The organism is Trinickia mobilis (genome assembly GCF_017315705.1).
GTDB classification, from domain to species: Bacteria; Pseudomonadota; Gammaproteobacteria; order Burkholderiales; family Burkholderiaceae; genus Trinickia_A; species Trinickia_A mobilis.
The window spans coordinates 222,510-246,048 of record NZ_JAFLRF010000002.1 but is presented as its reverse complement, the minus strand read 5'-3'; the positions used below and the strand labels follow the sequence as shown (position 1 = coordinate 246,048).

Sequence of the window (23,539 nt, the reverse complement as noted above, 5' to 3'; positions counted from 1 at the left end):
GGGTGACAACGGGCTGCGTGATGGCTACGGATGTCGCCGGCAACGACGATGCATGGAGGACAAATGTCGAAACACGTGTTGCTTGCGGTATTGCTGCTGACGCTTGGCGCGATCGGGCATTGTGAGGCCGCGCAGCCCACGATCGAACTCACGATTGGCGGCAAGACCCAGTCGTTTAGCCAAAGGGCGTTGCTGGCGCGGCCGGATGCCGTCGAGATTCACGTTCCGCGAGATGTCGCCTACGGTTCGTCGACGACGTACCGCGCAGTGCCGCTGGCCGACCTGCTCGACGGTGCGGCGTTGCCTGCGGACAGCGTGCTCGAGGCGCGTGCGACCGACGGCTTCGCCGCGCAACTGCCGATGGACCTCGTGCGCAACCGTGATCCTGCGACAGCCGTCGCATGGCTCGCGGTCGAGGACCCGGCGCAGCCGTGGCCGAAGCTGCCGGGCAAGCCGGTCAGCGCGGGACCGTTCTACTTGGTCTGGGTCGGCAGGGAAGCGGCTTCTGTCCGCAGCGAGCAGTGGCCTTACCAGATCGCGCGACTGGCTACGCAACCGTCGCCATCCGCGCGTTGGCCGGTGCTCGCCGTCGATCCGGCGCTGCCGGCAACCGATCCGATCCGCGCGGGCCAAAGCTTGTTCATCACTCAGTGTTTCGCTTGTCATCGGCTCAACCGCGCGGGCAGCGCGGACACCGGCCCCGACCTCAACGTGCCGATGAATCCTGTCGAGTACTTCCAGCCCGCTGCATTGCACCGCTACATTCGCAATCCGGCATCGGTTCGAGACTGGCCCGGCCGGACCATGCCCGCTTTCCCGCAGGACCAACTGAGCGATCGCGAGATCGATCTGATCGTCGCTTATCTTGCGTATATGGCGCAGCGGAAGGTTGGACGGTAAGGCTACGAGTCAAGGGTTGGGCGATGCGCAATCGTCTTTCACCGGCCTGTGCAAAGTGGAATTTGCTCCGTCAGGCGGTCACTGTGGCGGACAGAGATCGGCCATGATGCGTCCGCACGCACCATCGCTCGGACGTTCAGACGTCGGCTCCGCCCAGCAAACGGCCATTCGATTGCCGAAGACGAACGTTGCCTCATCTTGATACGGCCCCATTCCTGTGGCCTAGACTGCAAGGATCGGTCTGCGACCTCGTCGGGAACATTGGAGGGGTAATGCCATGGCTGACACCTGGAAGGTTTCCGGTACCTATTTCGAAAGCTGCAACTGTCTTGCCCCCTGCAGTTGCGTTTGCCTGGGACCACCGTCCCAGGAGGATTGTGGGGTGCTCGTCGGCTGGCACATCGACCAAGGCACGTCCGGTGGCGTGGCGCTTGACGGGCTCAATGCAGCTTTCTTTGCCTACGTGCCCGGCCACATGTTGCAAACCAAGTGGAGGGTGGCCCTGTATCTCGACGAACGCGCCACGCCCCCGCAGCAACAGGTATTGAGTGCGATTTTCTCGGGCCAGGCCGGCGGACCGCTCGCGGCGCTCGGTCCGCTGATCGGCGAAGTGATGGGTGTCAGGGCGGTCGCCATTGAGTACCAGATCGACGGGAAACGGCGCAGCCTGCGCATTCCTGACGTGGCCGAGGTAGAAATCGAAGCTCTGGCTGGCCAGGACGGAGGCGACGTTACGATCTCCAACCACCCGTTCACCGCCGTGCCAGGTTTTCCCGCAGTGATCGGGAAGTCGAAACGCTTTCGCTTCACCGACTACGGATTCACCCGAGAAATTTCAGATCGAAACGGCTTCTATTCGCCGTTTGCCTACGAAGGCTGAGCCAGTTCTTGGCCGGTATTCAACGCCGCCCACTGCGACGGGTATTCACTACGCGCTTCGCTTACCGGCTGCGCGCCGAGACGTCACTCTTTGTGCTTTCCGTGAGGCGGACGGGCCTCCCGTTTCTCCGTGTCTTGCGTTTTTGGCGAGTAAGTAACGAGTAAGTCGACCGGTCCTAGAGTCGCATCTGTTGCAATCATCGACCTCCGGGACACGACCGTGAAAAACCCCCTCCGCCGCGAACGCCCGCTGTTGCTCGCCGTTGCTTCGCTCCTGCTTTCATCGGGCACCGCCTGGGCCGACGGCGCGGCCGCAGACCCGTCGGGCGCCGACGACTCCGGCCTGACCATTTGAGCCACGCCACGAACGTGTGCCTCAGACGCGTGTTGTTGGCGTCCGCGAACGCGAGAAACGGCGATCCGTGGCTGGCCGGCCGCCCGTCCGATGCCGGCACGATCGCCCATGTGGCCATCGGCGGCAGACCGTATGCCGTCGCCACCGAGCGGGTCTCGAGGGGGAAGACTGTCTTCAAGCCGCTGATCAGCGCCTTCAATGAAGCGCTCAGCAGGCTGGAAAACGGCTTTACGGTTCAGCAGCAGTTTCTTGCGGCAGCGGCGCACGAATTGCAAACGCCGTTGACGCTGGTCAGAGGCCAGATCGAGCTGCAACCGGAGATCAAGGATAGGGACTTGCTGCTGCGCGAGATCGATCTGATGGCGCGGCAGGTTCGCCAGTTGCTGCATCTCGCGGAAGTCAGCGAGTCGCAGAACTTCAGCTTCGGTCAGGTGAGCATCGTGGATGTGGCGCGGGAAGTCGTCGCCTATCTGGCGCGCAAGGCGGACGCGAAGCAGGTCAAGCTCGAGCTCGAGGAGCGCAAGGGACTGCCGTCGATATGGGCCGACCGGAGTGCGCTCTTCATCATGCTCAAGAACATGGTCGAGAACGCGATCAACGTGTCGCCGCCCAATGGCGTCGTATCGCTATGGATCGACGAGGTGTCGATCCAGATTCGCGACGAAGGGCCGGGTATCCGGCAGGAATACCTGCCGTTTCTCTTCAAGCGGTTCTGGCGTGCGCCCGATGCGAGGCACGACGGCGCGGGCCTCGGGCTTGCCATCTGCAAGGAAATTGCCATCGCGCACGAATGGCGGTTGACGGTGAGCCGCCTCGCGACCGGGACCCGCTTTACCGTCTGGTTTTAGAAGCGTGATGAGCGCGTGCTCGCCGGTGCTGCCGGTTGCCTTTTCCCCAGCACCGGTTTTCATTGCCGCTATCGAGCGTCGCGATTCGAACGGCGCGTGACGTCGCGCCACTTCTTCGCGCCGCAATCCCGGCGTGCGCCGCCGGGCGATGGGGAACCCCAAAGCCGCGGGGTCGCGTTTCGCGCGACGGCCCCTGAGATCGGCGCCAAGCAAATTGTCGTTTCCGTTCGGAATGGGTCCCAATAAAAAAAATTGCTCAATTCTTCATAAAAAAGCAGGCACTCCCCGTTTACTGCTTGTCACGTCAATCCCGACGTGATTTTCAACCACTCAAGGAGATCCATCATGCCGAACATCAGCGATATTCATCGCCTCGTCACTGACATGAACAACAAGAACATCCTGAATACCAGCACCACGCTGAACGATTTGCTATCCATTTCTGCGGACAGTATCACCAATCCAGGCGTTCAAGCCGGCTGGTACGCGTTGGGTGGCGATCACTATGTCATCGTCTGTGGCCAAAACCCGGGTGCTGCTGTGATCAATCAAGGTGCCGCTGCGCAAGGAAACGGCCAGTAACGCGCCGTATAAGCCCCGGACTTAACGCACTTAGCCATTTCCGCCCGCGAGGAAGCGGGCGATTTTTCCAAGCGAGCCCGTCAATGCGCGACACCCGAGATAATCTTGCACACGTTCTTAGATTCGCGCGATCCTTGCTGATGGATCTGGACAGATTTGTGGAATTGTCATCCCGTTATGATCCTGCGCTGGATGGACATCAAATCCTGGATAAGCTGGTTGCTGAAACGGCGTTGCTGCTCCTTGTAGCAAGTCGTATCCCTGAAGACTACGGTTTTCAAACAGATATTAGTGAGCTGAGCGCGATTTTATCCCCGCACGCCCGCACGGCTCGGCATCTCTTCCTGCTGGCTTCGAGCCCACAAGCCGTCGGAGGCATTGCCCTGGCTCATATTGCACTGACGTGTCTAGGCGAACGGGATGAAATCTTCGACGCCGCAGTACAGGCAGCATTTGCATCGCCCTATATTGATTCAATCGATCGACCCAATTTTCGACAGATGGAGATCAGATGGCTATACGGTCTCTACTCCAATACAATCCCAGATTTCTCGGATTTGCTCCCGTGCAGCATCATTAATAAACCCACGCATCCCATCTTCATGCGGCGGGAAGACGCATATGCAATCACTCATGCGGCGATGTATCTAACCGATTTCGGTCGTTCGACATTTTGTCCCAGTATAGATCGATGGCAATTATGTGGATTTATTGACCACTCCATCTCCTGGTGTCTTGCCTATTCTGACTGGGATCTGCTCGGCGAGATTGTCATGGTTCAGCGTTTTCTTCAATCTCGCGATTCGATTTTTTCAAAAACAGCGAGTTCCGTATTGTCGGATGTGTTTTCGCGCGACTGGTTCATGCCGGGACCGAATTTCGTTGCTGAAACGTATAACGCGTTACTGGAGAATCAGAAAATGGAATATGCCATGGTGCATGGGTATCATAGCACGTACGTTTACGGAATTTTATGCAGTCTCGGCTTGATACGTGGTGAAGACACCGTGGGACACGATTTGGATGACGTGACCCCTTCAGATGAACAAGTGGTGGCAGCAAATTCGAAGCTGATTAAGCTCGCTCGGGAAGCACGTGGAGTAGAACTGATGCAAGAATTGGAACAACATCGCAATGCCTGCATACTCCGAGTATCCGAAACATGCGAGGTTGCTGCGGAAGCGATCTGTCAAACGCTTAGAGCGAGTGCTTATAGGCGGCTGGAACTCGAGCCACGACACTGAGGTGCTCGCGGAGCCGATGTACGCAGCCACCATGATCGACGCGCGTCCGGCCGGTGCGCGCAGGATGACGAGCAGCAGGCCGGCGGCCGCCCCGCATTGACGGACCTGGAGGTTGCGGAGCCGGCAGCGATTGGGAGCATTCCGTAACGGTAGATCTCTTACGGAGAAAATCGACGGGCAACTGCGGGCCGGCATGTCGTCCGGAAGCCGCTTTCAATGCGTTTGGTCTTCCGCTTCGACGCCCGCGCGTTTCAGCAGCCACAGCCTGAACGCCGCAACTTTCTCAAGTTGGGCCTCGTTTTTCCGGTAAGAAAGAAAATGCGTTTCCCGCTCGAAGTGCGCGAATGCATCGCTGCGGACTTCGACGAGATCGCCGCGCGCGATCTCGCGTTCGGCCAGCCGCGTGCTTTCGAGCACGACGCCCATGCCGTCCGCGGCGGCCGATATGCCGAGCGCGGCGCGATCGAAGGAAGGGCGAGGCGTGGTCGGCATGTCGAGTTGGTTGGCCGCGAACCAGTCGGCCCACGTGACGCGGCTCAGCGGCGTATCGATCAGCGTCAGTTCGCTCATGCGCCGCGCCAAGGGCGTGCCGTTGTCGAGCAAAGCGGGCGAACAAAGCGGCACGATGGCTTCGCGGCCGAGCGGAACGATCTCGAGGCCGGGACGATGGAGCGCGCCGCCGTATGAGATCTCGATGTCGACTTCCTGAACGCGCGTGAGGTCGAGCGGCTCCGCGCCCGTCGACAGACGAATCGTGATACGTGGATAGGTCTGGTTGAAATCAGGCAGCTTGGGCCCTAGCCACTTCACCGCGAAGCTCGGCGCGCAATGCACGGCGAGCACCTGCGCATCCGGCGCGAGCGTGACCTCGCTGCATGCCGTCTCCACGACATCGAATACGCGGCTCAGGGTTTCCAGCAAACGCATGGCCTCGGGCGTGGGCTCGATGCGCCGGTTGCGGCGCAGGAACAGCGGGCGGCCGAAATACGCCTCCAGTTCTTTCACCTGATGACTGATGGCCGAGGGCGTCAGGTGGAGTTCCTGCGCGGCGAGCGCGAAGCTCTCGAGCCGGGCGGCTGCTTCGAAGGCGCGCAGCAGCACGAAGTTCGGCATCCGCCTCATGTTTTCCCTAACAGGTGAATGTCATTCATGCTTTCATGAACAACGATCGTTTGTCAACGCGGCCGGCGGAGTTGACCATGTGCTGACCTAATGTCCACATGTTCAAAGGAGCCGATATGTCCGAAGTGATGGAAGCCTCATCGAAACCGGTCGATCTCAAGGGCCGCATCTCGATCTATCAGCCCGAGCAGGAGGGTCTGATCTTTCCGCAGTTGCCGACGTTCAAGGACCCTGCGCAGCACCGGCAGCATCTGAAGGAACGCTTGGTGGGCGCGTGCCGTGCGTTCGCACTGCAGGGGTTCGACTATGGCTTCGCAGGTCACCTGACGGTGCGCGACCCCGAGAATCCGGGCCTCTACTGGACGAACCCGATGGCCGTGCATTTCTCTCAGGTCAAGATTTCGAACCTCATTTGCGCGGACCACGAAGGCAACGTCGTCGAGGGCGAGCACGCGATCAATCGCGCAGGCTTCGTGCTGCACGCCGCCGTCCACGAGATGCATCAGGACATCGTCGCGATGTGCCATGCGCACACGGTGTACGGCACCGCGTTCGCGTCGCTCGGCAAGAAGCTCGATCCCATCAGCCAGGACGCGGCCGCGTTCTTCGAAGACCACGTCGTGATCGGTGAAGAAGCAGGTCAGGTCGCCGTCGAGGTCAAGGCCGGTCATAAGGTCGCGAATGCATTCAAGGGCGTGAAGGCGGCGATTCACCAGAATCACGGGCTTCTGACGGCAAGCCGGCACAGCATCGAATCCGCCGCGTTCTGGTTCATCGCGCTCGAGCGCTGCTGCCAGCAGCAATTGATGATCGAGTCCACCGGCATCAAGCCGCGTTTCGTGGCGCAAGAGCGGGCCCGATATAGCCGCGAACACGTCGGCAGCGAATACATCGGCTGGCTGCATTTCCAGACCATCTGGGATCAGCTCGTCAACACGCAGCCCGATATGTTCGACTAAAGCCGGTGCATCGCACCGCATCGCATTGCATCACCGCGCGGCGGGCAGGCTCGGTGCCCGCTCGCCGCAACGATCAAAACACGACGGAGACATCCCCATGAGTTCGATCAGCGAGGACGTGTATCTGAAACCTTCGGGAGCGGGCACCTATGCGAAGGTCGCATGGCGCCTGATCCCCTTTCTGTTTTTTTGCTATCTGTGCGCTTACCTCGATCGTATCAACGTCAGCTTTGCGAAGCTGCAGATGCTCCGGGATCTGGGGATGAGCGATGCCGTCTACGGGCTCGGCGCAGGGATTTTCTTCGTCGGTTATCTGATGTTCGAGGTGCCGAGCAACCTCGTTCTGCTGAAGGTAGGGGCCCGGCGCTGGATCGCGCGGATCATGGTGACATGGGGCCTCATCTCCGCGTTGATGATGTTCGTCTCGACGCCCGCGCAATTCTATGCCGTACGTTTTCTGCTGGGCGTGGCCGAAGCGGGCTTCTTCCCCGCGATCCTGTTGTATCTGACGTACTGGTTTCCCGCGGGCCGGCGCAGCAAGGTCACGGCGCTCTTCATGACGGGCATTCCGATGTCGGGCGTCATCGGCGGTCCGCTGTCGGGCTGGATCATGCATTCGCTGAGCGGCGCGCATGGGCTGGCCGGCTGGCAATGGCTGTTCTTGCTCGAAGGCGTGCCGACCATGATGGTCGGCATCGTCGCGTACTTCTATCTGGACGACAAGGTCTCGGACGCACGTTGGCTGAGCGACGACGAGAAGACCGTGATCGTTGGCGATCTGCAAGCGGAAGCCGGTCATCACAAGCTGCATTCGCTGCGCGATGGTCTCGCGAGCCCGCGCGTGCTGCTGCTGTCGGCGATCTACTTCTTCTTCACGATGGGCCTGTACGGCGTGAGCTTCTGGCTGCCGTCGCTGGTCAAGGCCTCGGGCGTGTCGGGGACGCTGAATATCGGCTTGCTGTCGGCGGTGCCTTATGCGGCGGCAGCGATTGCGATGGTGGCCGTCGGCCGCAGTTCGGACCGTCGCGGCGAACGCCGCTGGCACTTGGCCATTCCCGGCGTGATCGGCGCGTTGGCACTCTGCGCGAGCGTCCTGTATGCGCACGATACGGTCGTCGCGATCATCGCGCTGACGGTCGGCACCATGGGTGTCATCACGACGATCTCGCAGTTCTGGACGGTGCCGCCTGCCGTGCTTCAGGGCGCGGCGGCCGCGGGCGGCATTGCGCTGGCGAATTCGGTCGGCTCGATCTCCGGCGTGGTAAGCCCCTACGTGATCGGCTGGCTGCAGACGTCGACGGGTTCGACGGGAAGCGGCGTCGTGGGAATTGCCGCGAGCATGGTGATCGGCAGCCTCCTGACGCTTACGTTGCGCCGCGCGCACGTGAACAACCCGTCGAATCGCAGCTGACTCAACCCGCCTTCAGCACTTCTCCAAGCCGCGCGACGAGATTTTGTCGCGCGCGGCTGGCATGCAGTTCGGTCAGCTCCGCGGCACGCGCGGGTTCCCGTGCTGCGATGGCGTCCGCGATCGCCTGATGTTCATCCCAGATCGAATCGCGCAGCCGCGACGATTGCAGCACGGCGCCCATCACGCGGCGCAGATGCACCCAATGCAATTGCGCGCTTTCGCCGATCAACGGGTTGCCCGACGCTTCGTAGATGGCCTGATGAAACGCAATATCCGCATCGATCATCGCCTTCACATCCTTGCCCTTCGACACGAGCCGGCCACGCCTGATGAGCGCGCTGTCGATGATCGCGCCGCGTTCAGCCGCAAGCTTCGCGGCGAGCGCGTCGAGCGCGCCGCGCACCTGATAGAGCCGGCTGGTCCACTCGACATCGAGCGGCGCGACGAGCACGCCGCGCCCCGGCGCGTCTTGTACGAGCCCATCCTTCTTGAGCAGACGCAACGCTTGCAGCACGGGCGAACGCGATACTGCGAACTGTTCGGCGATCTCTTCCTGCGTCAGACGCGTACCCGGCGCGAGCGACCCGTCGCTGATCGCATCGAGCAACACGCGATACACCTCGTCGACGTAGTCGGGACGGGTCTGGATCTTTTCAAACTTGAGTGTCATGGCAGCCTCTGCATTTTGGATACAGACTACAGTTTGAAAGGATAGGCGTCAACCTTAGGTGTAAACCCATATTGGCGGGCATTAAGTGTGCGCCTAGTCTTTGTATACAGAGTTCGGTATCCGTATTCAAACGTCGAAAGGCAGGCCGGAACGGCTGTCTTCACTTACCCATAGTCACAAGGAGCGGTCATGACGATCAAGTCGGAACAGAGGGAGAAGGGCGGCAGTGCGGGCGGCGCGGTCGTGAAGAAGCTGATTCCCTACGGCGGCTACCACACGAACAAGGTGCCGGCGCACGACGTCGAACTCACCGAGACGGGCCCCGGCACGCCGCTGGGCGAATACATGCGCCGCTTCTGGCATCCCGTCTGCATGTCGATGGAGCTGACCGACACGCCCCGCTTCCTGAAGATCCTGAACGAAGAGCTCGTCGCATTCCGCGACGGCAGCGGGCGCGTCGGCGTGCTGCACGCGCATTGCGTGCACCGCGGCGCGTCGCTCGAATATGGCGCGATCCAGGAGCGCGGCATCCAGTGCTGCTATCACGGCATGGTGTTCGACGTAGACGGCAGCTGCCTGCACGCGCCGTTTCCGAAAGGCGAAGAGACGGAAGCAGAAAAGTACGCGTGCTCGATCAGGCAGGGCGCGTACAAGGCCGTCGAGCGCAACGGGCTCGTGTTCGCGTACATGGGGCCGCCTGAAGAAGAGCCGCCGTTCCCCGAGTGGGAAGGCAATTTCACGGTGCTGCCGACCGACGAACTCGTGCCCTATAGCAATTTCCAGCACTGCAACTGGCTGCAGGTTCAGGACAACGCCGCGGATAACTATCACACGGCGGCCTTGCACGCGGGCAAGAACGTGGTGGGCGGCAACTACCAGGGCACGACCTTCGACGAAGTCGGCGCGGCTTCCATGGAAGTGCCGCCCGACATGCAGTTCATTCCGGTTCAGCAAGGCCGCAGTCTCGCGTGTGCGGGCGCGCGCCGCGCGGACAAGGATCACCTTTTCGTGCGCGTGCAGCATCAGGTTCTGCCGAATCTGAGCCTGCACGCCTACACGTCGGAAGATGGTTTGAGCAAGAAGCTGTTCAGCCGCTTTCACATGATCCGCTGGACGGTGCCCGTCGATGACGAGAACAGCAAGATGATCGGCTGGCGTGTGATGGGGCCGGGCGTCGATACGCGCGGCGTGGGCGACAAGTCGCTGGTCGGCTATGAAACGATCGACTTCCTCGAAGGCCAGGTGGCGATGCGCAGGCCCGAACGCTTCGGCAAGTACGCGCTCGAAGACATGCCGCCGATTCCGAAGCACCATCGCGAGCGCGAGCACTACAAGGACGCGCAATACGCGCCGGGCGACTACGAGGCGATCATCAGCCAGCGCCCCATCGCCGTCCATTCGCTCGAGCATCCGACCAAGTTCGACGCGGGTCTTTATCTGTTCCGCAAGATGCTGCGCGATGCCGTGCGCGGCACGAATCCTGCCGCATCGCCGTCCGAATTCGCCGAGTGGCTGCGCAACGTAGGCGCAACGCCGAACAGCTATTGCTCGGGCAACGTGTTCGAGATTCCCGAGGCCGCCACCGTGGAAGAGGAAGTCGCGCAGCGCCGCCGCATTTCGAAAGCGGTCGTCGCGATTCTCACGCAGAGCGATCACCTGAAGGGCGAAGCGCGCGCTGCGTTCGTGCGCGAAAAGATGCAAGAACTGGAGCAATCGACGCGCACCTGATGGCGTGACGTGCGGCGCTTACGCGGCGCCGCATCGCGCGACGGACTCATGGTGCTGGGAGAGATCAAGTGACAGCAGGCAATCAGGCAGCGGCGGCATCGTCGTCGACGCAGGAGCTTTTCGTGCGGCAAGTCCGGTACGAAGGCCGCAATATCCAGTCGTATGAACTGGTCGATCCGGAAGGCAGGGATCTGCCGCCGTTCACGGCGGGCGCGCATATCGACGTGCATCTTGAGAACGGCATCGTCCGGCAGTATTCGCTGTGCAATTCACCCGGCGATCGCCGGCGTTATGTCATCGCGGTGCTGCGCGACGAAAAGGGCCGAGGCGGATCGAAAGCCGTTCATGAGCATTTGAAGGTGCAGGACCGCGTGCGTGTCAGTTGTCCGCGCAACCATTTCGAACTGGCCGAAGGGGCGCGCAAAGTCATTCTGATCGCGGGCGGAATCGGCGTGACGCCGCTGAAGTCGATGGCGCATCAGCTCGCCGGCCGGGACGACGCGGGCTGCGAACTTCACTACTGCGCGCGTGATGCGCAATCCGCCGCTTTCACCGAAGAACTAGCGTCGTTGATCGAACCCGGCCGGCTGCATTTTCACTTCGACGGCGGCGATCCGGCGAAGGGACTCGATATCGCGCAACTCCTTCGCAATGAAGCGCAAGACGGCACGCATGTTTATTATTGCGGGCCCGCCGGCTTCATGCGCGCGTGCGCCGACGCGTCGGCGGATTGGCCGAAGGGCACGGTGCACTGCGAGCATTTCAAGGCACCGGAGCGCGCAGTGCCGCGTGACGAGCGGACGCCAGGCGGATTCACGGTCGAAATCGCCAGCACGGGCGAGCGGTTGCGTGTCCCCGTCGACCAAAGCATCGCGGATGTACTCAAAGCCGCGGGTGTTCCCGTGCAAACGTCGTGCGAAGCCGGGTTGTGCGCGACATGCAAGGTCCGGTATCTGAGCGGCGAAGTCGAACATCAGGATTGCATCCTCGATGGCGACGACCAGCAGAATTTCCTGACCATTTGCGTGTCGCGTGCCAAGAGCGAACTTCTGGTGCTCGATTTATAGGTTTTGCCCCGCCGTGCACCGAGGCAAGGTGCCAACCCGAAGAGGCCGCCGCGCGCATGACGGCTGAATCGGAAGCGCGCCTATTCAGTACCTTCGACGATGCGGAAGTCGCGTTCGGCGGCCTTGCCGAACGCGACCAGCGCTGCTTGGTACGCGTCGCTTTTATAGGTGCTCATTGCGCTTTCCAGGCTGTCGAACTCGACGACAACCGTACGCTCCTGGATTCCCGCGCCGCTTGCATATGCCGCATCGCCGCGAACGATAAGCCGTCCGCCTCCAGCCTTGATCGCAGGGCTGGCCAGCTTCCCGTAAGCGGCCAAACTCTCGGCATCCAGAATCTTCCGATAAGCGACAACCCAATAGCCTTTTGCCACGACAATCTCCTTTTCGCTCTAGACAGTGCATTTCGTTTCAACCGGCCGGACGCGGGTTTGCGTCCGGTTCGAACGTGCACGGCGAGCTTATCAGCAACCACTCGAGCTTGCAGCGGAGCGCTTTACCGCCGGCTCCGCCAGCAACACTTCGAAGCCTTCCTCCTGGTTAAGCAACGCCGATCGTTCCGTTCAGGGAACACGGTTTTGCTGTACGCCGGCTTCTTCTTCCAATTTTGTCCCGTGAGGATCGCCTAACCGCATCCGACGCGGACTGCGATCGCCGTTCGCAGCCGATCAACCTGCACGACTACGACCCCCGAACTGCGAGACCATGAAAAGACTCTGCTTACTTTCGATCTGCATGGCGATGTGCCCGATTTCGCACGCCCAGAGCAGCGTAACGCTCTATGGCCGTCTCGATTCAGGCCTCGAATTCCAGACTGGCTTGCCGCACGGACACCTGCTCAGCACGCAAAGCGGCAATCTGGAAGCCAGCGAGCTCGGGCTGCAAGGCATCGAGGATCTGGGAGGCGGGCTCGCGGCGATCTTCAACTTGACGATGGGCATCGACGTCAACGACGGGTCGACGCTCGGCGACTTCTGGGGACGCGGGGCCACGGTGGGTTTGCGGAGCGATCGCTGGGGCACGTTTCGAATGGGCTACATTGGGGTGCACGAAATCGCGGGGGATTCCTTCGACGTCGATCCCGAGCGATTCCAGTGGTTCGGCATTTCGACGCTGGTGCGAGGGCGCAATTGGTCGGAGGCAGGCAACGCGCTGGAATATCAGTCGCCCGAGATTCATGGCTTGTTTTTCAAAGGCCAATACGATTTGACCAACAGCCCGGCCTGGAATGCGGGAAACCCGGGAAGCGGCCCGGGAACGATAGGCCAGGCGCAAGGCAGGTCCGATGGCCTGGAAGTCGGCTATAGCCGCGATCCCGCGCATTTGCGCGTCATCTACGACGAGATTCGCGACCCGAACGGAAACTTCAGCAACGTGTACACGGCGTCGCGGTCGCTGTTGGCGGGCGTCACCTACGAGATCGATCCGGTTACGCTATATGCCGGGTACCAGCATCTCAGTGCGCCCGCTGCATCGAACCAGGGCTATTTCGGCAGCGCGCCGCCGCCGTTGCGTCCGCAGGGCGTATCGTTGCCGGCCACGGTCGACTATGCGTGGCTAGGCGCGTTGTGGAAGGTCACGCCGTTCACGTGGCTGACGTCTGCCGTCTATCACGCCAATGCGAACGGCGGGAACGGCAACGCAACGTTGTTCACGTCAGGCGCTACGTATGCACTCTCGAAGCGAACCTTCCTGTATACGGAATTGGGCTATGTGTGGAACAGCTCGACGTCGAATATCGGTCTTGGAAACGGCTTTAGCGATCCATACGGAGCGAATTCGAACGACGACCCGGTGCACGCCCTGCCGTTCAACACGAATCCGAATTTCGGCCACGGGCAGTTCGGCGCGTCTATCGGCATAGTCGCGAATTTTTAGCCGGCGATCTTATAGGATTCCTGATTTTTTTTGCGTCTCTCGGGGCAATTCGTTGAACCTTGCCTGATAGTAGGCCGAGAAGCGGCCCAGGTGACCGAACCCGTACGCAAGCGCAGTATCGGTCACGCTCGCGCTCGGGTCCAGGACGAGACGAGCGCGCACGGCGTCGAGCCGCATGTTGCGGAGCAAGGTCATCGGCGCGACGCCGAAGTGCCTTTGACACAATGCGTTCAACGAACGCACGCTGATCCCAGCGGCGTTGGCAAGGTCTTCGAGCGACACCGGAGCGGAGAGCTTCGCGTCGACGTATTCCAGCAATGCATCCGTCCGACGCGAAGAGCCCACGTACTCGTCGAAGTGTCCCTGACTGGAGGAGGCCGCCTCAACCGCCGAACCGAGCGGGAAAATCGGCGCTGCAGGCTGATGAGCGAGCAGGAACAGCGCGATGTTGCGCTCGAAATGATCGAGCCACGACGGGTGCACGGCGCTCGCCTGCTCGCTCGATAACAGCCCGAGCAGAGACTGCACCAGCAGGTCCCATTGCAGATTCAATTCTCGCGGCACGAGATAGCCGGGCATCAGGCTCGCTTCATGAGCAGCATCGTGCGCCGTCGCCGCCCGCAAAAGCGCATGCGGGATTTTGATGATCAATTGCCGCGTGCCGGCATACCAGCGCATCCGCAAGCGATCGCGCGGGGCGAGTATCGCAGTGCGTCCTTCGGACACGTTGAGCGTGTGCCCGTCGGCTTCGATTTCGGCCCCGCCTTGCAGCGATGTATGGACCAGCGCGAAATCGTCGAACGGGCTCGGGACGACTTCGACATCCGCCCCGTACTGCAACGCGTACACCGTGAGCTGATTCAGTTTGCCTTTGAAAAGGGCCGCATCGGGCGCGCCTCGTCTCCAATGCAGGACGTGATCCGCAAGCTCGTGCGCAACCTGATCGTGGACGCTCACGCGGACATCGGAGCGGAACAGGCAATTCCGGTAGAGCCCCGAAAGGACCTCGCTCTTGGGGGACAGCGACATCGATTTTCTCCGAGTCGTCGCGCCGCAACTGAAGGATTGCTGAAAGCAAGCGCGCGCGGAGGTTGGAATGCTTCGATTCTGTCAGAAAAAAATCTTCGCGTCATGGAGGTGTCCGAACGAGCCTCGCAAAAAGCGGATAGAGCCCGAGCGTTTTTCGCCGGTTTCGGATAGCGGCGGAAAAATGGTCTTCTTAAGATTCGCCCTACAACGACATGGTATGGAGATATTCAATGTCAGAAGCGCCAGAACTCGCGGACCTCACGCAGCGCGCAACGGAACGGCGCGTCGCGTTTCCACAGCCCGATGGCTCGTGCGTTCCCTATAGCGTTTTCAGTTCCCAGGAAGTCTACGATCGCGAGCAGGAGCGTATCTATCGCGGCCCGCACTGGAGTTTCGTTGCGCTTGCTTGCGAAATTCCGAACGTCAACGACTTCAAGAGCACGTTTGTCGGCGACACGCCGGTCGTCGTCACCCGCACGGCGAACGGCTTTGCCTGCTGGGTGAATCGTTGCGCGCATCGCGGCGCCGTCGTGTGCCGCGAGAAATACGGCAATGCCGCTTCGCATACGTGCGTTTACCACCAGTGGAACTACTCATGCGAAGGCGACCTGCAGGGCGTGCCGTTCCGGCGCGGGCAGAAGCAGGGCGGCACGATGCTGATCGGCATGGCCAAGGCTTTCGATCCGGCAAGTCATGGTCTTCAGAAGCTGCGCGTCGAGGAATACAAGGGTCTCGTGTTTGCGACGTTCAGCGATGAAACGCCGCCGCTTTCCGACTACATCGGCCCACAGATGCGGCCGTGGGTCGACCGCGTATTTCACAAGCCGATCGTGTATCTGGGCTGTACCCGCCAATACTCGAAATCGAACTGGAAGCTGTATCTGGAGAACGTGAAGGACCCGTATCACGCGAGTCTCCTGCATCTGTTCCATACGACCTTCAACATTTTCCGCGTCGGCATGAGCGCTCGCTCGATTCCCGACGAAACGCATGGCCTGCACAGCCTGATTACCGTGACCAAGCCGATTGCGGATACGAATACGGCGACGGCGTACACCGATCAGAAGATCCGCTCGATGCAAGAAGGCTTCGCGCTCGAAGATCCTGCGGTGCTCGGGCAGATCTCCGAGTTCGATGAGGACTGCACGAATCACATCCAGCCGATTTTCCCGCAGCTCGTCATACAGCAGATCCATAACACGCTGGTCGCGCGCCAATTGCTGCCTAAAGGTCCGAACAATTTCGAGCTGATCTTTCATTTCTTCGGCTACGAAGACGACACGCAGGAACTGCGCGATCTGCGCCTGCTGCAGACGAATCTCGTGGGTCCTGCCGGCTACATCTCGATGGAAGACACCGAGGCGACGGAACTCGTTCAGCGCGGTACGGTGCGCGACGGCGACAAGACATCGTATATCGGCATGGGGCTCGATGCGCCGGAACAGACCAACAGCAATATCACCGAAAACCTGATCCGCCGATTCTGGACCGGATACCAGAAGGCGATGGGCTACTGACATGGATAAGCATCTGCAATGCTGGCTCGAACTGAGCGCGCTTCAACACCGTTACGCCCACGCGATCGACAGCGGAAAGCTCGAAGCATGGCCGGACTTCTTCACGGAAGACGCGAGCTACACGATCGTCTCGAAGGAGAATGCGGACCGCGGGCTGCCTGCGCCCATCATTTACTGCCGCAACCGCAAGATGATGCGCGACCGGATCGTGGCGCTGCGTCACGCGAACATCTTTGAGGCGCATACCTATCGCCACGCGTTAGGCGGCCTCGTCATCGACGAGATGAACGGCGACGAGGTCAAGCTGACCTCCAGCTACATCGTGGTGAGCACCGGCACGGCGGGCGATTCCGTCGTCTATCAGGCAGGGTGCTACCGGGACACCGCCGTCAAACGCGAGGGCGTGTGGCTGTTCCGCGAAAAACGCGTGGTCTACGACACGTCGCGTGTCCAGACCTTGCTCGCCACTCCGATCTGAAGAGGTAAACGCATATGAGCACCTGGCATGACATCGGCGCGCTTGACGATTTTGTCGAAGACGAACCAAGCGCGGTGAGCGCGGATGGCGTATCGATTGCGATTTTCCGCATGGGGGACGAGCTCTTTGCGCTGCACGATCTGTGCACGCATGAAACGGCGCCGCTATCGGAAGGATTCGTCGAGGATGGCTGCGTCGAATGCCCGCTTCACCAAGGGCTTTTCGATCTGCGTACGGGGGAGGCTCGCAAGGCGCCTTGCGAGAAGCCCGTGCAGACGTATCCGATACGTATCGCCGCGGGACGCGTGGAGGTCCAGGTGATGCCGCACATCGCACTGGCCGGCTGATCGTTCGTCATCTCCAAGGTAAACAACATGAGCGAGCCAACCATCATCGTGGCCGGCGCGGGACAGGCTGGCGGCTGGGCCGCGCGGACGTTGCGCAAGGAAGGATTTGCCGGACGCGTCGTCCTTGTCGGCGACGAGGCGCATCCCCCTTACGAGCGTCCGCCGCTTTCGAAAGCGGTGCTGACCGGCGAGAAGCCGGTCGAGAGCACGCATCTGTTTGGCGCTGGCGACTTCGCCGAACTATCGCTCGACTGGAGGAGCAGCGTCCGGATCACAGCGCTGCAACGCGAGGCAAAGCGCGTCACGCTGGACGGGGGAGAGACGCTCCGCTACGACGCGCTGATCTTCTGCACGGGTGGACGCGCGCGCGAGTTGAGCGTGCCGGGCGCGGACCTGCCGGGCGTCCACCGGCTGCGCACGCTCGACGATGCCTTGGCGTTGCGCCCGCTGTTGCAGCCGGGCGTATCGATCGTCGTGATCGGCGGCGGCTGGATCGGTCTGGAGGTGGCCGCGACGTGCCGCAAGATGGGCGGTCATGCGGCTGTCGTCGAGAGCGCTCGGCGGCTGTGCGAGCGTACCGTCCCGCCCGACGTTTCCGCTTACCTCGCAGAGCTTCATGCATCGCATGGTGTGCCCGTGGTGCTCGGCGCGGAGGTGGTGGGTTTCACCCGGCAAGCCGGCGGCAAGCTGTCGGTCACGCTTCGCGACGGGCGCGAACGGGTTTGCGATGCAGTCGTGACCGGCGTGGGGCTCATTCCCAACGACGAGCTGGCGAGAGCAGCGGGCATCGCATGCGATGGGGGAATCATCGTCGACGAACAGTGCCGCACCTCCGATCCGTTTATCTTCGCCGCCGGTGACGTCGCAGCCGCACACAACGCGTGGGCCGGGCGGCGTCTGCGCCTGGAGTCTTGGCAAAACGCGCAGGAGCAGGGCATCTGTGCGGCGAAGTCGGCGCTCGGGCAGGCGGTGCGGTATCAGCCGTTGCCGTGGTTCTGGTCGGATCAGCACGGCGTCAATCTTCAGATCTACGGATTTCCTCACGCTTCGCACACGCTGATCGAACGCCGGCAGCCGGAAAGCAGCAGCTTCATTCGCTTTTATCTCGAGGGGCATTGCGTCAAGGCGGCCATCGGCGTCGATGCGGCGCGAGACCTGCGATTTGCGCGCCGCCTGATCGAAAGCCGGCGCGCGGTATCGGCAGAAAGCCTGGCTGACGCCAGTGTTGCGCTATCGCGGCTTTGATAGCCGGCTGCGCGTGACCACGCGCAGCCGCTGACGATACGAAGACAGACCTCGATACGATAGCGAAGCCGTGGCTCTGAGCGTCGATGCGCCAGGGCCGCGGCTTCGGTTTCACGCGTTGGGGATTCGCACGTCGTCCGAGTGCGCCTCGTTCTCCCATCTCTCCGCGCGATGCGTGCCGTCGCAATACGGCTTGCGGGCCGACTTGCCGCAGCGGCACAGGCTGAAAATGCCTTGATTCGGAAACGCGTGACCTGCGGCGTCCACGATTTCGAAGTCGCCCGTCAGATGAAGCGGGCCGGAATTCATCACAGTGATCTTGAGTGCAGACATGATGCGAAGCTTTCCAAGGAGGGGCTAGCGGGACTGGGAAGCGCTTTGCGGCGCTCGCGGACAACTCGAAAACGCCGCCTCTTCATGCGACGCATCGCAGAACGGCGCGCGCTTCGTCAGGCCGCACCGGCACAGCAGGCATCGTTTTCTGCGCCGAAATGCGACACCGTTGTCGTCGACCATTTCGAATTCCCCCGACACTTCGATCGGTCCGTCATCCATGATTGTGATAGTGCTTGCCACGATCGGTATTCCTTGATGCAAGAGAGAGAAACGTCGTTACTCCGGACGCACGGATTCGACCGCCGCGCCAAGCGAATAGAAATGGCCGCGGCTGCACACGAGCGGCCGGTTGTCGGTGCGATGAATCTCGAGCGCTTCGCCGACGAGAATCGTGTGGTCGCCGCCCTCATAAGCCGCCCAGCGCCGGCAGACGAACCAGCCCATGGTGCCGGTGAGCACGGGCGCGCCTTCGTGCCATTCGTAGGGCGGGTTCCACTTTTCCGGAATGCGGTTCGCAAAGTAGTGACCGTGGAAGGCCTGGTTTTCGCCGAGGATATTGATGGCGTAGAGCTGGTCGGTGCTCAGGATCGCGTGCGATCTGGCGGTTTTCGCTACGCTGACCGCGACGAGCTGCGGATCGATCGAGACGGCCGCAAACGAACTTGCCGTCATGGCGTGCATGCCGCCGGCGTCGTTGGGCATCGAAATGACGGTGACGCCTGTCGTAAAAGCGCGCAGGCCTTTGCGGAATTCTTCGGGGTCTAGCATGGAATGGGCTTCTCCTGACTTCGGTGTGCCGGGCCGTGTCGCCGGACGTTGCGGTTCGATTGCGGATATGACGGATGATCCAGCCTATGTTCGCAGCCGCCAAAATGGGCCGCAAGGCGCGTGCGCGGAACGGCGTGTTCCATTTCTGGAACCGGCTTTGGGCCGCAAGCGAGATGCGCGCTAATCCTATTTGTCCCGGTTTTTTGGCGCCGCTAAAAGAACCGTTCCGATTCGCTGACCGCCATTGCACCGGCTCGCCGCCGGCGCACAACACGCCGAGCTGCCATGGAACTGCTAGACCTTCGCGTATTTGCAAAAGTGAGTGAATTGTTGAGCGTCAGTGGGGCGGCGGATGCGCTGGGCTTGCCGAAGTCCACCGCGAGCCGCAGCCTCAGCAGGCTGGAACAGCATCTCGGCGTCGCGCTGATCTATCGCTCGAACCGGAAAATCTCGCTCACGGAGACCGGCGTGCTGTTTGCGGCGCACGCACGCAAGATTCTCGACGATGTCGACGATGCCGAGCAAAAGGTAGGGCAGATCCGCCACACGCCGCGCGGCCTGCTGCGCGTCAGTGCGCCTGTGACGCCCGGCCAGTGGATGATCGCGCCGTTGATCGGCGACTATCTGCGGCAGTATCCCGAGATGGAAGTTTCGCTTTCGCTTACGAGCAGCAAAGTCGAACCGCTGATGGACGAGGTCGACGTGGTGATCCACACCGGAGAACTCGAGGACAGCCGCCTGATCGCAAAGCGGCTCGGCACGGCCTCGTTGAAGCTGCTCGCGACGCCGGCTTATCTCGAGCTATACGGCGCACCCGAATCGCCGGAAGCGCTTGTCAAGCATGCGTTGCTCGATATCGCCACGAGCGGCAGCGAATGGCGATTGAGCAACGGCAGCGAAGTCTTGGCGATTCATGTGCGCCCTCGTTTCTCCGCGAACGATACGGGCACGGTTCGCACCGTGCTGCTCGATGGCCTCGGGCTCGGCTGGCTGCCGGATTATCTGTGCAAGCAGGACTTGGCGGAAGGGCGTCTCGTGCACGTGATGCCGGGGTGGGCGCGCGGCGACCGCGACATCCATGCGGTGTTTTCAAAGCATCGCACGCTGTCGCCGAAGGTCAGGTCGTTCATCGATTTCCTGGGAAGCCGGTTCAACAAGTAGCCGCTCGATCGATTCGGTGCCGCATGAACTCGGCGCACCGAAAGCGCCGCGCGCCACGCGAAGCTGCATTTCGCCCATGCGTTCCAGGCGGGGAACACCGTGTTTCGCCAACGCGATGCGCTCAGTGAATGGGTTTAACCGATCATAGGGATCGATGACCCCGCAATTTCGCGCCGGGTCGACGTGAGCCTACGATGGAGCGCGCATGCTAGTAAAACCGGTTGACGACGTCCGTCCTGCACAGGACGCAACAGCGGGCACGGGACAACGCTGGATCGTCTTGGCCTGCGTCTGGATGGCGTTGTTGCTGAGTACGGTCTGCCGGCTCGCTTGGGCGTCCGTTGCGCTGCCGCTCGGCCATTCGTTGGCGCTGCCGATCGCGGCGCTCGGCGTGTTCGTGACCGCGTTTTACTCGGGCTATGTGCTGTCGAACGTGATTGGCGGTGTCGCGACGGACCGCTTCGGCGGCCGCATTGCGCTATCGGTTTCGCTCGTCGGCTTGGCGGCCGCCACGATCTGCTTCGGCTATACCCCTTCGTTCGCGGCCGGCTTGATATTGCAGGCGCTGATGGGGCTGACTGCCGGCGCCGACTACGCCGCGGGAGTCAAGCTCGTCAGCACGTGGTTTGCGCAACGGCGCCGAGGCCGCGCAATCGGATTGCTGATGAGCGCGTCGTCGGTTGCCGTGATCGTGTCCAATGCGCTGTTGCCCTATCTGGTTCAAGCATACGGATGGCGCGCCGTCTATCGCGGGTTGGGGCTCACGGTGCTTGCATTTGCGTTCGTGGTGTTCTGCGTGGTGCGCGATCGCGGGCCGCAGGCAAGCGAGAACGTGCCGCCTCCGGCGCGCGGATCTGCCCATTTCAAGGCCGGCCTCCAAGCGCTATCGACGAAGAATTTCGCCTTGCTCGCCATCGCCGGCTGCGGCGCATTCTGGGGCACGCTCGGCTTCGCGGCGTGGGCCATTCCGCTCATGGTCAAGGGGCACGGGATGAGCGCCACCGACGCCGGCTGGATCGTCGCGACCGCCGGCGTGGCGGGCCTCCTGAGCAAGCCGTCGATCGGTTGGCTCTCGGACCGTCTCGGCGCGCGGCGCAAATTGCTGACGATCGTCTCGCTCTTGTTTTTTTGCGTGATGCTGCTGATTTTCGGCGGCCTGTCAGGGGCCGCGACGTTGCGCATCGTTGCGCCGCTCGTCGGCATCGGCGCGTTCGTCTATAGCCCGCTGCTCGTGACGATGGTCGCGGAGCAGGCCGGAGCGCAACTCGCCGGGTCGGGGGCGGGGGTCGCAAACGCAGTCTGGCAACTCGGCTCCGCGCTGGCCCCGGCGGCGGTCGGCATGACATTTCAGGCTACGCATTCTCTTTTTGCCGCGTTCGCCACGCTCGCGGCCGGGCCGTTATTCGGCGGTCTGTGCATGCTTTTCGTCAAGGAGCGGCGCGCGGGCTGAATGGCGGTTGACGAGTATGGTTTCAAAGCCAATTTTTTGGGAGGCGCTAGATGCAACACGTTACGAACACGTTCGATGTCCCTTGGATTTCGCATCGGATCGAAGGGTCCAAGGGCTACGAGTTCATTTTCAATATTCTTGGGAGCGAGTACACGGACGCATACAACATCGATATCGCGCGCGTCGAACCCGGCGGCTACTCGCCGCTGCACATCGACCATGACAATCACGCGTTCTATATCCTCGACGGCGAGGCCGATATCGACGTGGCCGACCAGTGCTATCGCGTGCGCGCGGGGGCGGTTGTGCGTGTCCCGCGCGGTGTGGTTCACGCTATCCGCAACAGCGGGGAAGGGCATTTGATCTTGCTGAGCATCTACGATCCGCCGCGGGTGCGCAAACAACTGCAAGCCAAACAACGCCCTTAGTCGAGACGGCTTCCGTCAGGTGGGAACGATTGGCCCTACTGGGACGCGGACACCTTGGTCACGCCGGCCGGTTCGGACGACCGGATGACGACGCCTACGGACTGGTCGTGCTGGCCGGCGCCGTGCGTGACGACGTTCTCCTTCAGGATCGCGCACATGACGATCAGCAACGCGATGGCAATCGCGCACAAAATGCCGTAGCCGAGGAATCTCAAGTACCCCATCGTGTCCTCTACTCGTATGGTCGTTCGGACAACCGCCAAATAAGCGGCATTGGATATACCTGTCCGACGCGAAGCCGCAAATGCCGCGTTGCAGGTATATACCATGCGCGCGTGACATGCAAACGCAGCTTACGGGGGCGAGGCGCAACGATGCGAGGGGGCGTTGCGTGGCCTGGTGCCGCGCAAGCAAACCTCAGCGCAACTGCGCGGCGGCGAGCAGCAGCACCATGCCGCCGATCGCGCCGTCGAGCACGCGCCAGGCGCTCGCACGGCGGAACAGGGGCGCGAGCAGACGCGCGCCGTAGCCGAGGCCCACGAACCACAGCGGACTGATCGACATCGCGCCGAGCGCGAACGCCATGCGCGCGCCTTCCGGTTCGCGCGCGCCCGCCGTGCCGATCAGCAGGAACACGTCGAGATACACATGCGGATTGAGCCACGTGAACGCGAGCGTCATCAGGATGACAGGCCACGGGCGAAGCGCCGCCGGCGTGCCGCCGGCGGCTGTTGCCGCACCGGAGGACTTCGCCGGCTGCGCGCCGACGTCCATCACCGCATGCCCCGGACGCAGCGCACGGCGCAATGCGCTGATGCCGAACCAGGCGAGATACGCGAGCCCCGCGTACAGCACTGCGTGGATAAACACCGGATAGCGCTCGACGAGCACGGACGCACCGCCCACACCCGCCGCGATCAGCACGAGATCCGACAGCGTGCACAACAGGACGATCTTGCCGACGTGTGAGCGCATGATGCCCTGGCGCAGCACGAAGGCGTTCTGCGCGCCGATGGTGACGATGAGCGACGCGCACAATGCCGCGCCGTGCGAATAAGCGGTCCAGTTCATATCGATTCAGGCGGACGAGACGGGTGGACGAGAGAAGCGAACGGAGCTAGTCTGCGTGTTTTGCAT

At 61.8% G+C, this 23,539-nt stretch carries 27 protein-coding genes and 2 pseudogenes; 18 read left to right on the top strand and 11 right to left on the bottom strand.

Annotated features, from left to right (window positions below; translation table 11 throughout):
- Positions 1–63 precede the first annotated feature (63 nt).
- The 4 genes from J3489_RS03950 (at position 64) to J3489_RS03940 (ending at position 2,982) form a co-directional block, all read left to right on the top strand.
- Complete coding sequence (locus tag J3489_RS03950; protein WP_206996395.1) at positions 64–900, top strand: c-type cytochrome; 837 nt, start codon at positions 64–66, stop codon at positions 898–900.
- A 277-nt stretch (positions 901–1,177) separates the two neighbouring features.
- On the top strand, positions 1,178–1,780 hold the full coding sequence (locus J3489_RS03945) for a DUF1326 domain-containing protein (protein WP_206996394.1): 603 nt from the start codon (positions 1,178–1,180) through the stop codon (positions 1,778–1,780).
- A gap of 219 nt (positions 1,781–1,999) precedes the next feature.
- On the top strand, positions 2,000–2,134 hold the full coding sequence (locus tag J3489_RS38265; protein WP_255554909.1) for a hypothetical protein: 135 nt from the start codon (positions 2,000–2,002) through the stop codon (positions 2,132–2,134).
- A 14-nt stretch (positions 2,135–2,148) separates the two neighbouring features.
- Entirely contained in the window at positions 2,149–2,982 is an 834-nt protein-coding gene (locus tag J3489_RS03940) for a sensor histidine kinase (protein ID WP_309491334.1), read from the top strand.
- A gap of 99 nt (positions 2,983–3,081) precedes the next feature.
- Here J3489_RS03940 and J3489_RS37380 read toward each other — a convergent pair.
- Positions 3,082–3,216 (bottom strand): annotated as a pseudogene (locus J3489_RS37380) (transcriptional regulator); the annotation flags it as partial.
- A gap of 111 nt (positions 3,217–3,327) precedes the next feature.
- Here J3489_RS37380 and J3489_RS03935 point away from each other — a divergent pair.
- Entirely contained in the window at positions 3,328–3,564 is a 237-nt protein-coding gene (locus tag J3489_RS03935) for a hypothetical protein (protein WP_206996393.1), read from the top strand.
- A gap of 83 nt (positions 3,565–3,647) precedes the next feature.
- Positions 3,648–4,808, top strand: a complete 1,161-nt coding sequence (locus J3489_RS03930; RefSeq protein ID WP_206996392.1) for a DUF6895 family protein — start codon at positions 3,648–3,650, stop codon at positions 4,806–4,808.
- A gap of 5 nt (positions 4,809–4,813) precedes the next feature.
- On the opposite strand, the pseudogene J3489_RS37375 reads toward J3489_RS03930, so the two are convergent.
- Both J3489_RS37375 and J3489_RS03925 read right to left on the bottom strand, forming a co-directional pair.
- Positions 4,814–4,898: pseudogene (locus J3489_RS37375) on the bottom strand (aquaporin family protein); the annotation flags it as partial.
- Between the two features lie 123 nt (positions 4,899–5,021).
- Positions 5,022–5,930 carry a LysR substrate-binding domain-containing protein gene (locus tag J3489_RS03925; RefSeq protein WP_206996391.1) on the bottom strand — a complete coding sequence of 303 codons (909 nt, stop codon included), beginning with the start codon at positions 5,928–5,930 and terminating at the stop codon, positions 5,022–5,024.
- 116 nt (positions 5,931–6,046) lie between these two features.
- Here J3489_RS03925 and J3489_RS03920 point away from each other — a divergent pair, with 116 nt between their 5' ends.
- The gene (locus tag J3489_RS03920) at positions 6,047–6,889 is read left to right on the top strand and encodes a class II aldolase/adducin family protein (RefSeq protein ID WP_206996390.1); all 843 of its coding nucleotides are present in this window, start codon (positions 6,047–6,049) and stop codon (positions 6,887–6,889) included.
- A gap of 97 nt (positions 6,890–6,986) precedes the next feature.
- Complete coding sequence (locus tag J3489_RS03915; RefSeq protein WP_206996389.1) at positions 6,987–8,300, top strand: MFS transporter; 1,314 nt, start codon at positions 6,987–6,989, stop codon at positions 8,298–8,300.
- A gap of 1 nt (position 8,301) precedes the next feature.
- Here the strand turns inward: J3489_RS03915 and J3489_RS03910 are convergent, their stop codons facing one another.
- Positions 8,302–8,970, bottom strand: a complete 669-nt coding sequence (locus J3489_RS03910; RefSeq protein WP_206996388.1) for a GntR family transcriptional regulator — start codon at positions 8,968–8,970, stop codon at positions 8,302–8,304.
- 189 nt (positions 8,971–9,159) lie between these two features.
- On the opposite strand from J3489_RS03910, the gene J3489_RS03905 reads away from it, so the two are divergent.
- Together J3489_RS03905 and J3489_RS03900 are read left to right on the top strand one after the other, a co-directional pair.
- On the top strand, positions 9,160–10,698 hold the full coding sequence (locus tag J3489_RS03905; RefSeq protein ID WP_206996387.1) for a Rieske 2Fe-2S domain-containing protein: 1,539 nt from the start codon (positions 9,160–9,162) through the stop codon (positions 10,696–10,698).
- A 68-nt stretch (positions 10,699–10,766) separates the two neighbouring features.
- The gene (locus J3489_RS03900; RefSeq protein WP_206996386.1) at positions 10,767–11,765 is read left to right on the top strand and encodes a PDR/VanB family oxidoreductase; all 999 of its coding nucleotides are present in this window, start codon (positions 10,767–10,769) and stop codon (positions 11,763–11,765) included.
- 80 nt (positions 11,766–11,845) lie between these two features.
- On the opposite strand, the gene J3489_RS03895 is transcribed toward J3489_RS03900, so the two are convergent.
- A complete protein-coding gene (locus tag J3489_RS03895; protein ID WP_206996385.1) occupies positions 11,846–12,139 on the bottom strand; it encodes a DUF1330 domain-containing protein in 294 nt (97 codons plus the stop codon).
- A 331-nt stretch (positions 12,140–12,470) separates the two neighbouring features.
- Here J3489_RS03895 and J3489_RS03890 point away from each other — a divergent pair, with 331 nt between their 5' ends.
- Positions 12,471–13,643 (top strand): porin, encoded by a 1,173-nt coding sequence (locus J3489_RS03890; protein WP_206996384.1) that lies wholly within the window; start codon positions 12,471–12,473, stop codon positions 13,641–13,643.
- A gap of 9 nt (positions 13,644–13,652) precedes the next feature.
- On the opposite strand, the gene J3489_RS03885 is transcribed toward J3489_RS03890, so the two are convergent.
- Positions 13,653–14,672 (bottom strand): AraC family transcriptional regulator, encoded by a 1,020-nt coding sequence (locus J3489_RS03885; protein ID WP_206996383.1) that lies wholly within the window; start codon positions 14,670–14,672, stop codon positions 13,653–13,655.
- A 230-nt stretch (positions 14,673–14,902) separates the two neighbouring features.
- On the opposite strand from J3489_RS03885, the gene andAc reads away from it, so the two are divergent.
- The 4 genes from andAc to J3489_RS03865 are packed head-to-tail and all read left to right on the top strand — an operon-like array spanning position 14,903 to position 18,259.
- Complete coding sequence (gene andAc / locus J3489_RS03880; RefSeq protein ID WP_206996382.1) at positions 14,903–16,189, top strand: anthranilate 1,2-dioxygenase large subunit AndAc; 1,287 nt, start codon at positions 14,903–14,905, stop codon at positions 16,187–16,189.
- 1 nt (position 16,190) lies between these two features.
- Positions 16,191–16,667, top strand: coding sequence for an anthranilate 1,2-dioxygenase small subunit AndAd (andAd, locus tag J3489_RS03875; RefSeq protein ID WP_206996381.1), 477 nt, complete (start codon positions 16,191–16,193; stop codon positions 16,665–16,667).
- Between the two features lie 14 nt (positions 16,668–16,681).
- Positions 16,682–17,014, top strand: a complete 333-nt coding sequence (gene andAb / locus J3489_RS03870) for an anthranilate 1,2-dioxygenase ferredoxin subunit AndAb (protein WP_206996380.1) — start codon at positions 16,682–16,684, stop codon at positions 17,012–17,014.
- Between the two features lie 27 nt (positions 17,015–17,041).
- Complete coding sequence (locus tag J3489_RS03865; protein WP_206996379.1) at positions 17,042–18,259, top strand: NAD(P)/FAD-dependent oxidoreductase; 1,218 nt, start codon at positions 17,042–17,044, stop codon at positions 18,257–18,259.
- Between the two features lie 111 nt (positions 18,260–18,370).
- Here the strand turns inward: J3489_RS03865 and J3489_RS03860 are convergent, their stop codons facing one another.
- Genes J3489_RS03860 through J3489_RS03850 form a run of 3 tightly spaced genes read right to left on the bottom strand, consistent with a single transcriptional unit; the run spans position 18,371 to position 19,363 of the window.
- Positions 18,371–18,592 carry a CDGSH iron-sulfur domain-containing protein gene (locus tag J3489_RS03860; RefSeq protein WP_206996378.1) on the bottom strand — a complete coding sequence of 74 codons (222 nt, stop codon included), beginning with the start codon at positions 18,590–18,592 and terminating at the stop codon, positions 18,371–18,373.
- 24 nt (positions 18,593–18,616) lie between these two features.
- Positions 18,617–18,814 carry a CDGSH iron-sulfur domain-containing protein gene (locus J3489_RS38730; RefSeq protein WP_374193426.1) on the bottom strand — a complete coding sequence of 66 codons (198 nt, stop codon included), beginning with the start codon at positions 18,812–18,814 and terminating at the stop codon, positions 18,617–18,619.
- Between the two features lie 57 nt (positions 18,815–18,871).
- A complete protein-coding gene (locus J3489_RS03850) occupies positions 18,872–19,363 on the bottom strand; it encodes a flavin reductase family protein (protein ID WP_206996376.1) in 492 nt (163 codons plus the stop codon).
- A gap of 285 nt (positions 19,364–19,648) precedes the next feature.
- Between J3489_RS03850 and J3489_RS03845 the strand changes: the two genes are divergently transcribed.
- The 3 genes from J3489_RS03845 to J3489_RS03835 all read left to right on the top strand — a co-directional run bounded on the left by J3489_RS03845 (position 19,649) and on the right by J3489_RS03835 (position 22,402).
- Positions 19,649–20,524 (top strand): LysR family transcriptional regulator, encoded by an 876-nt coding sequence (locus tag J3489_RS03845; protein ID WP_206996375.1) that lies wholly within the window; start codon positions 19,649–19,651, stop codon positions 20,522–20,524.
- Positions 20,525–20,729: 205 nt separating this feature from the next.
- A complete protein-coding gene (locus J3489_RS03840) occupies positions 20,730–21,974 on the top strand; it encodes an MFS transporter (protein ID WP_206996374.1) in 1,245 nt (414 codons plus the stop codon).
- 50 nt (positions 21,975–22,024) lie between these two features.
- Positions 22,025–22,402: a cupin domain-containing protein gene (locus J3489_RS03835; RefSeq protein WP_206996373.1), complete on the top strand. Its 378-nt coding sequence runs from the start codon at positions 22,025–22,027 to the stop codon at positions 22,400–22,402.
- A gap of 35 nt (positions 22,403–22,437) precedes the next feature.
- Here J3489_RS03835 and J3489_RS03830 read toward each other — a convergent pair whose 3' ends face one another.
- Together J3489_RS03830 and J3489_RS03825 are read right to left on the bottom strand one after the other, a co-directional pair.
- On the bottom strand, positions 22,438–22,626 hold the full coding sequence (locus J3489_RS03830) for a hypothetical protein (protein WP_206996372.1): 189 nt from the start codon (positions 22,624–22,626) through the stop codon (positions 22,438–22,440).
- A gap of 193 nt (positions 22,627–22,819) precedes the next feature.
- Positions 22,820–23,473 carry a LysE/ArgO family amino acid transporter gene (locus tag J3489_RS03825; protein WP_206996371.1) on the bottom strand — a complete coding sequence of 218 codons (654 nt, stop codon included), beginning with the start codon at positions 23,471–23,473 and terminating at the stop codon, positions 22,820–22,822.
- Positions 23,474–23,539 lie beyond the last annotated feature (66 nt).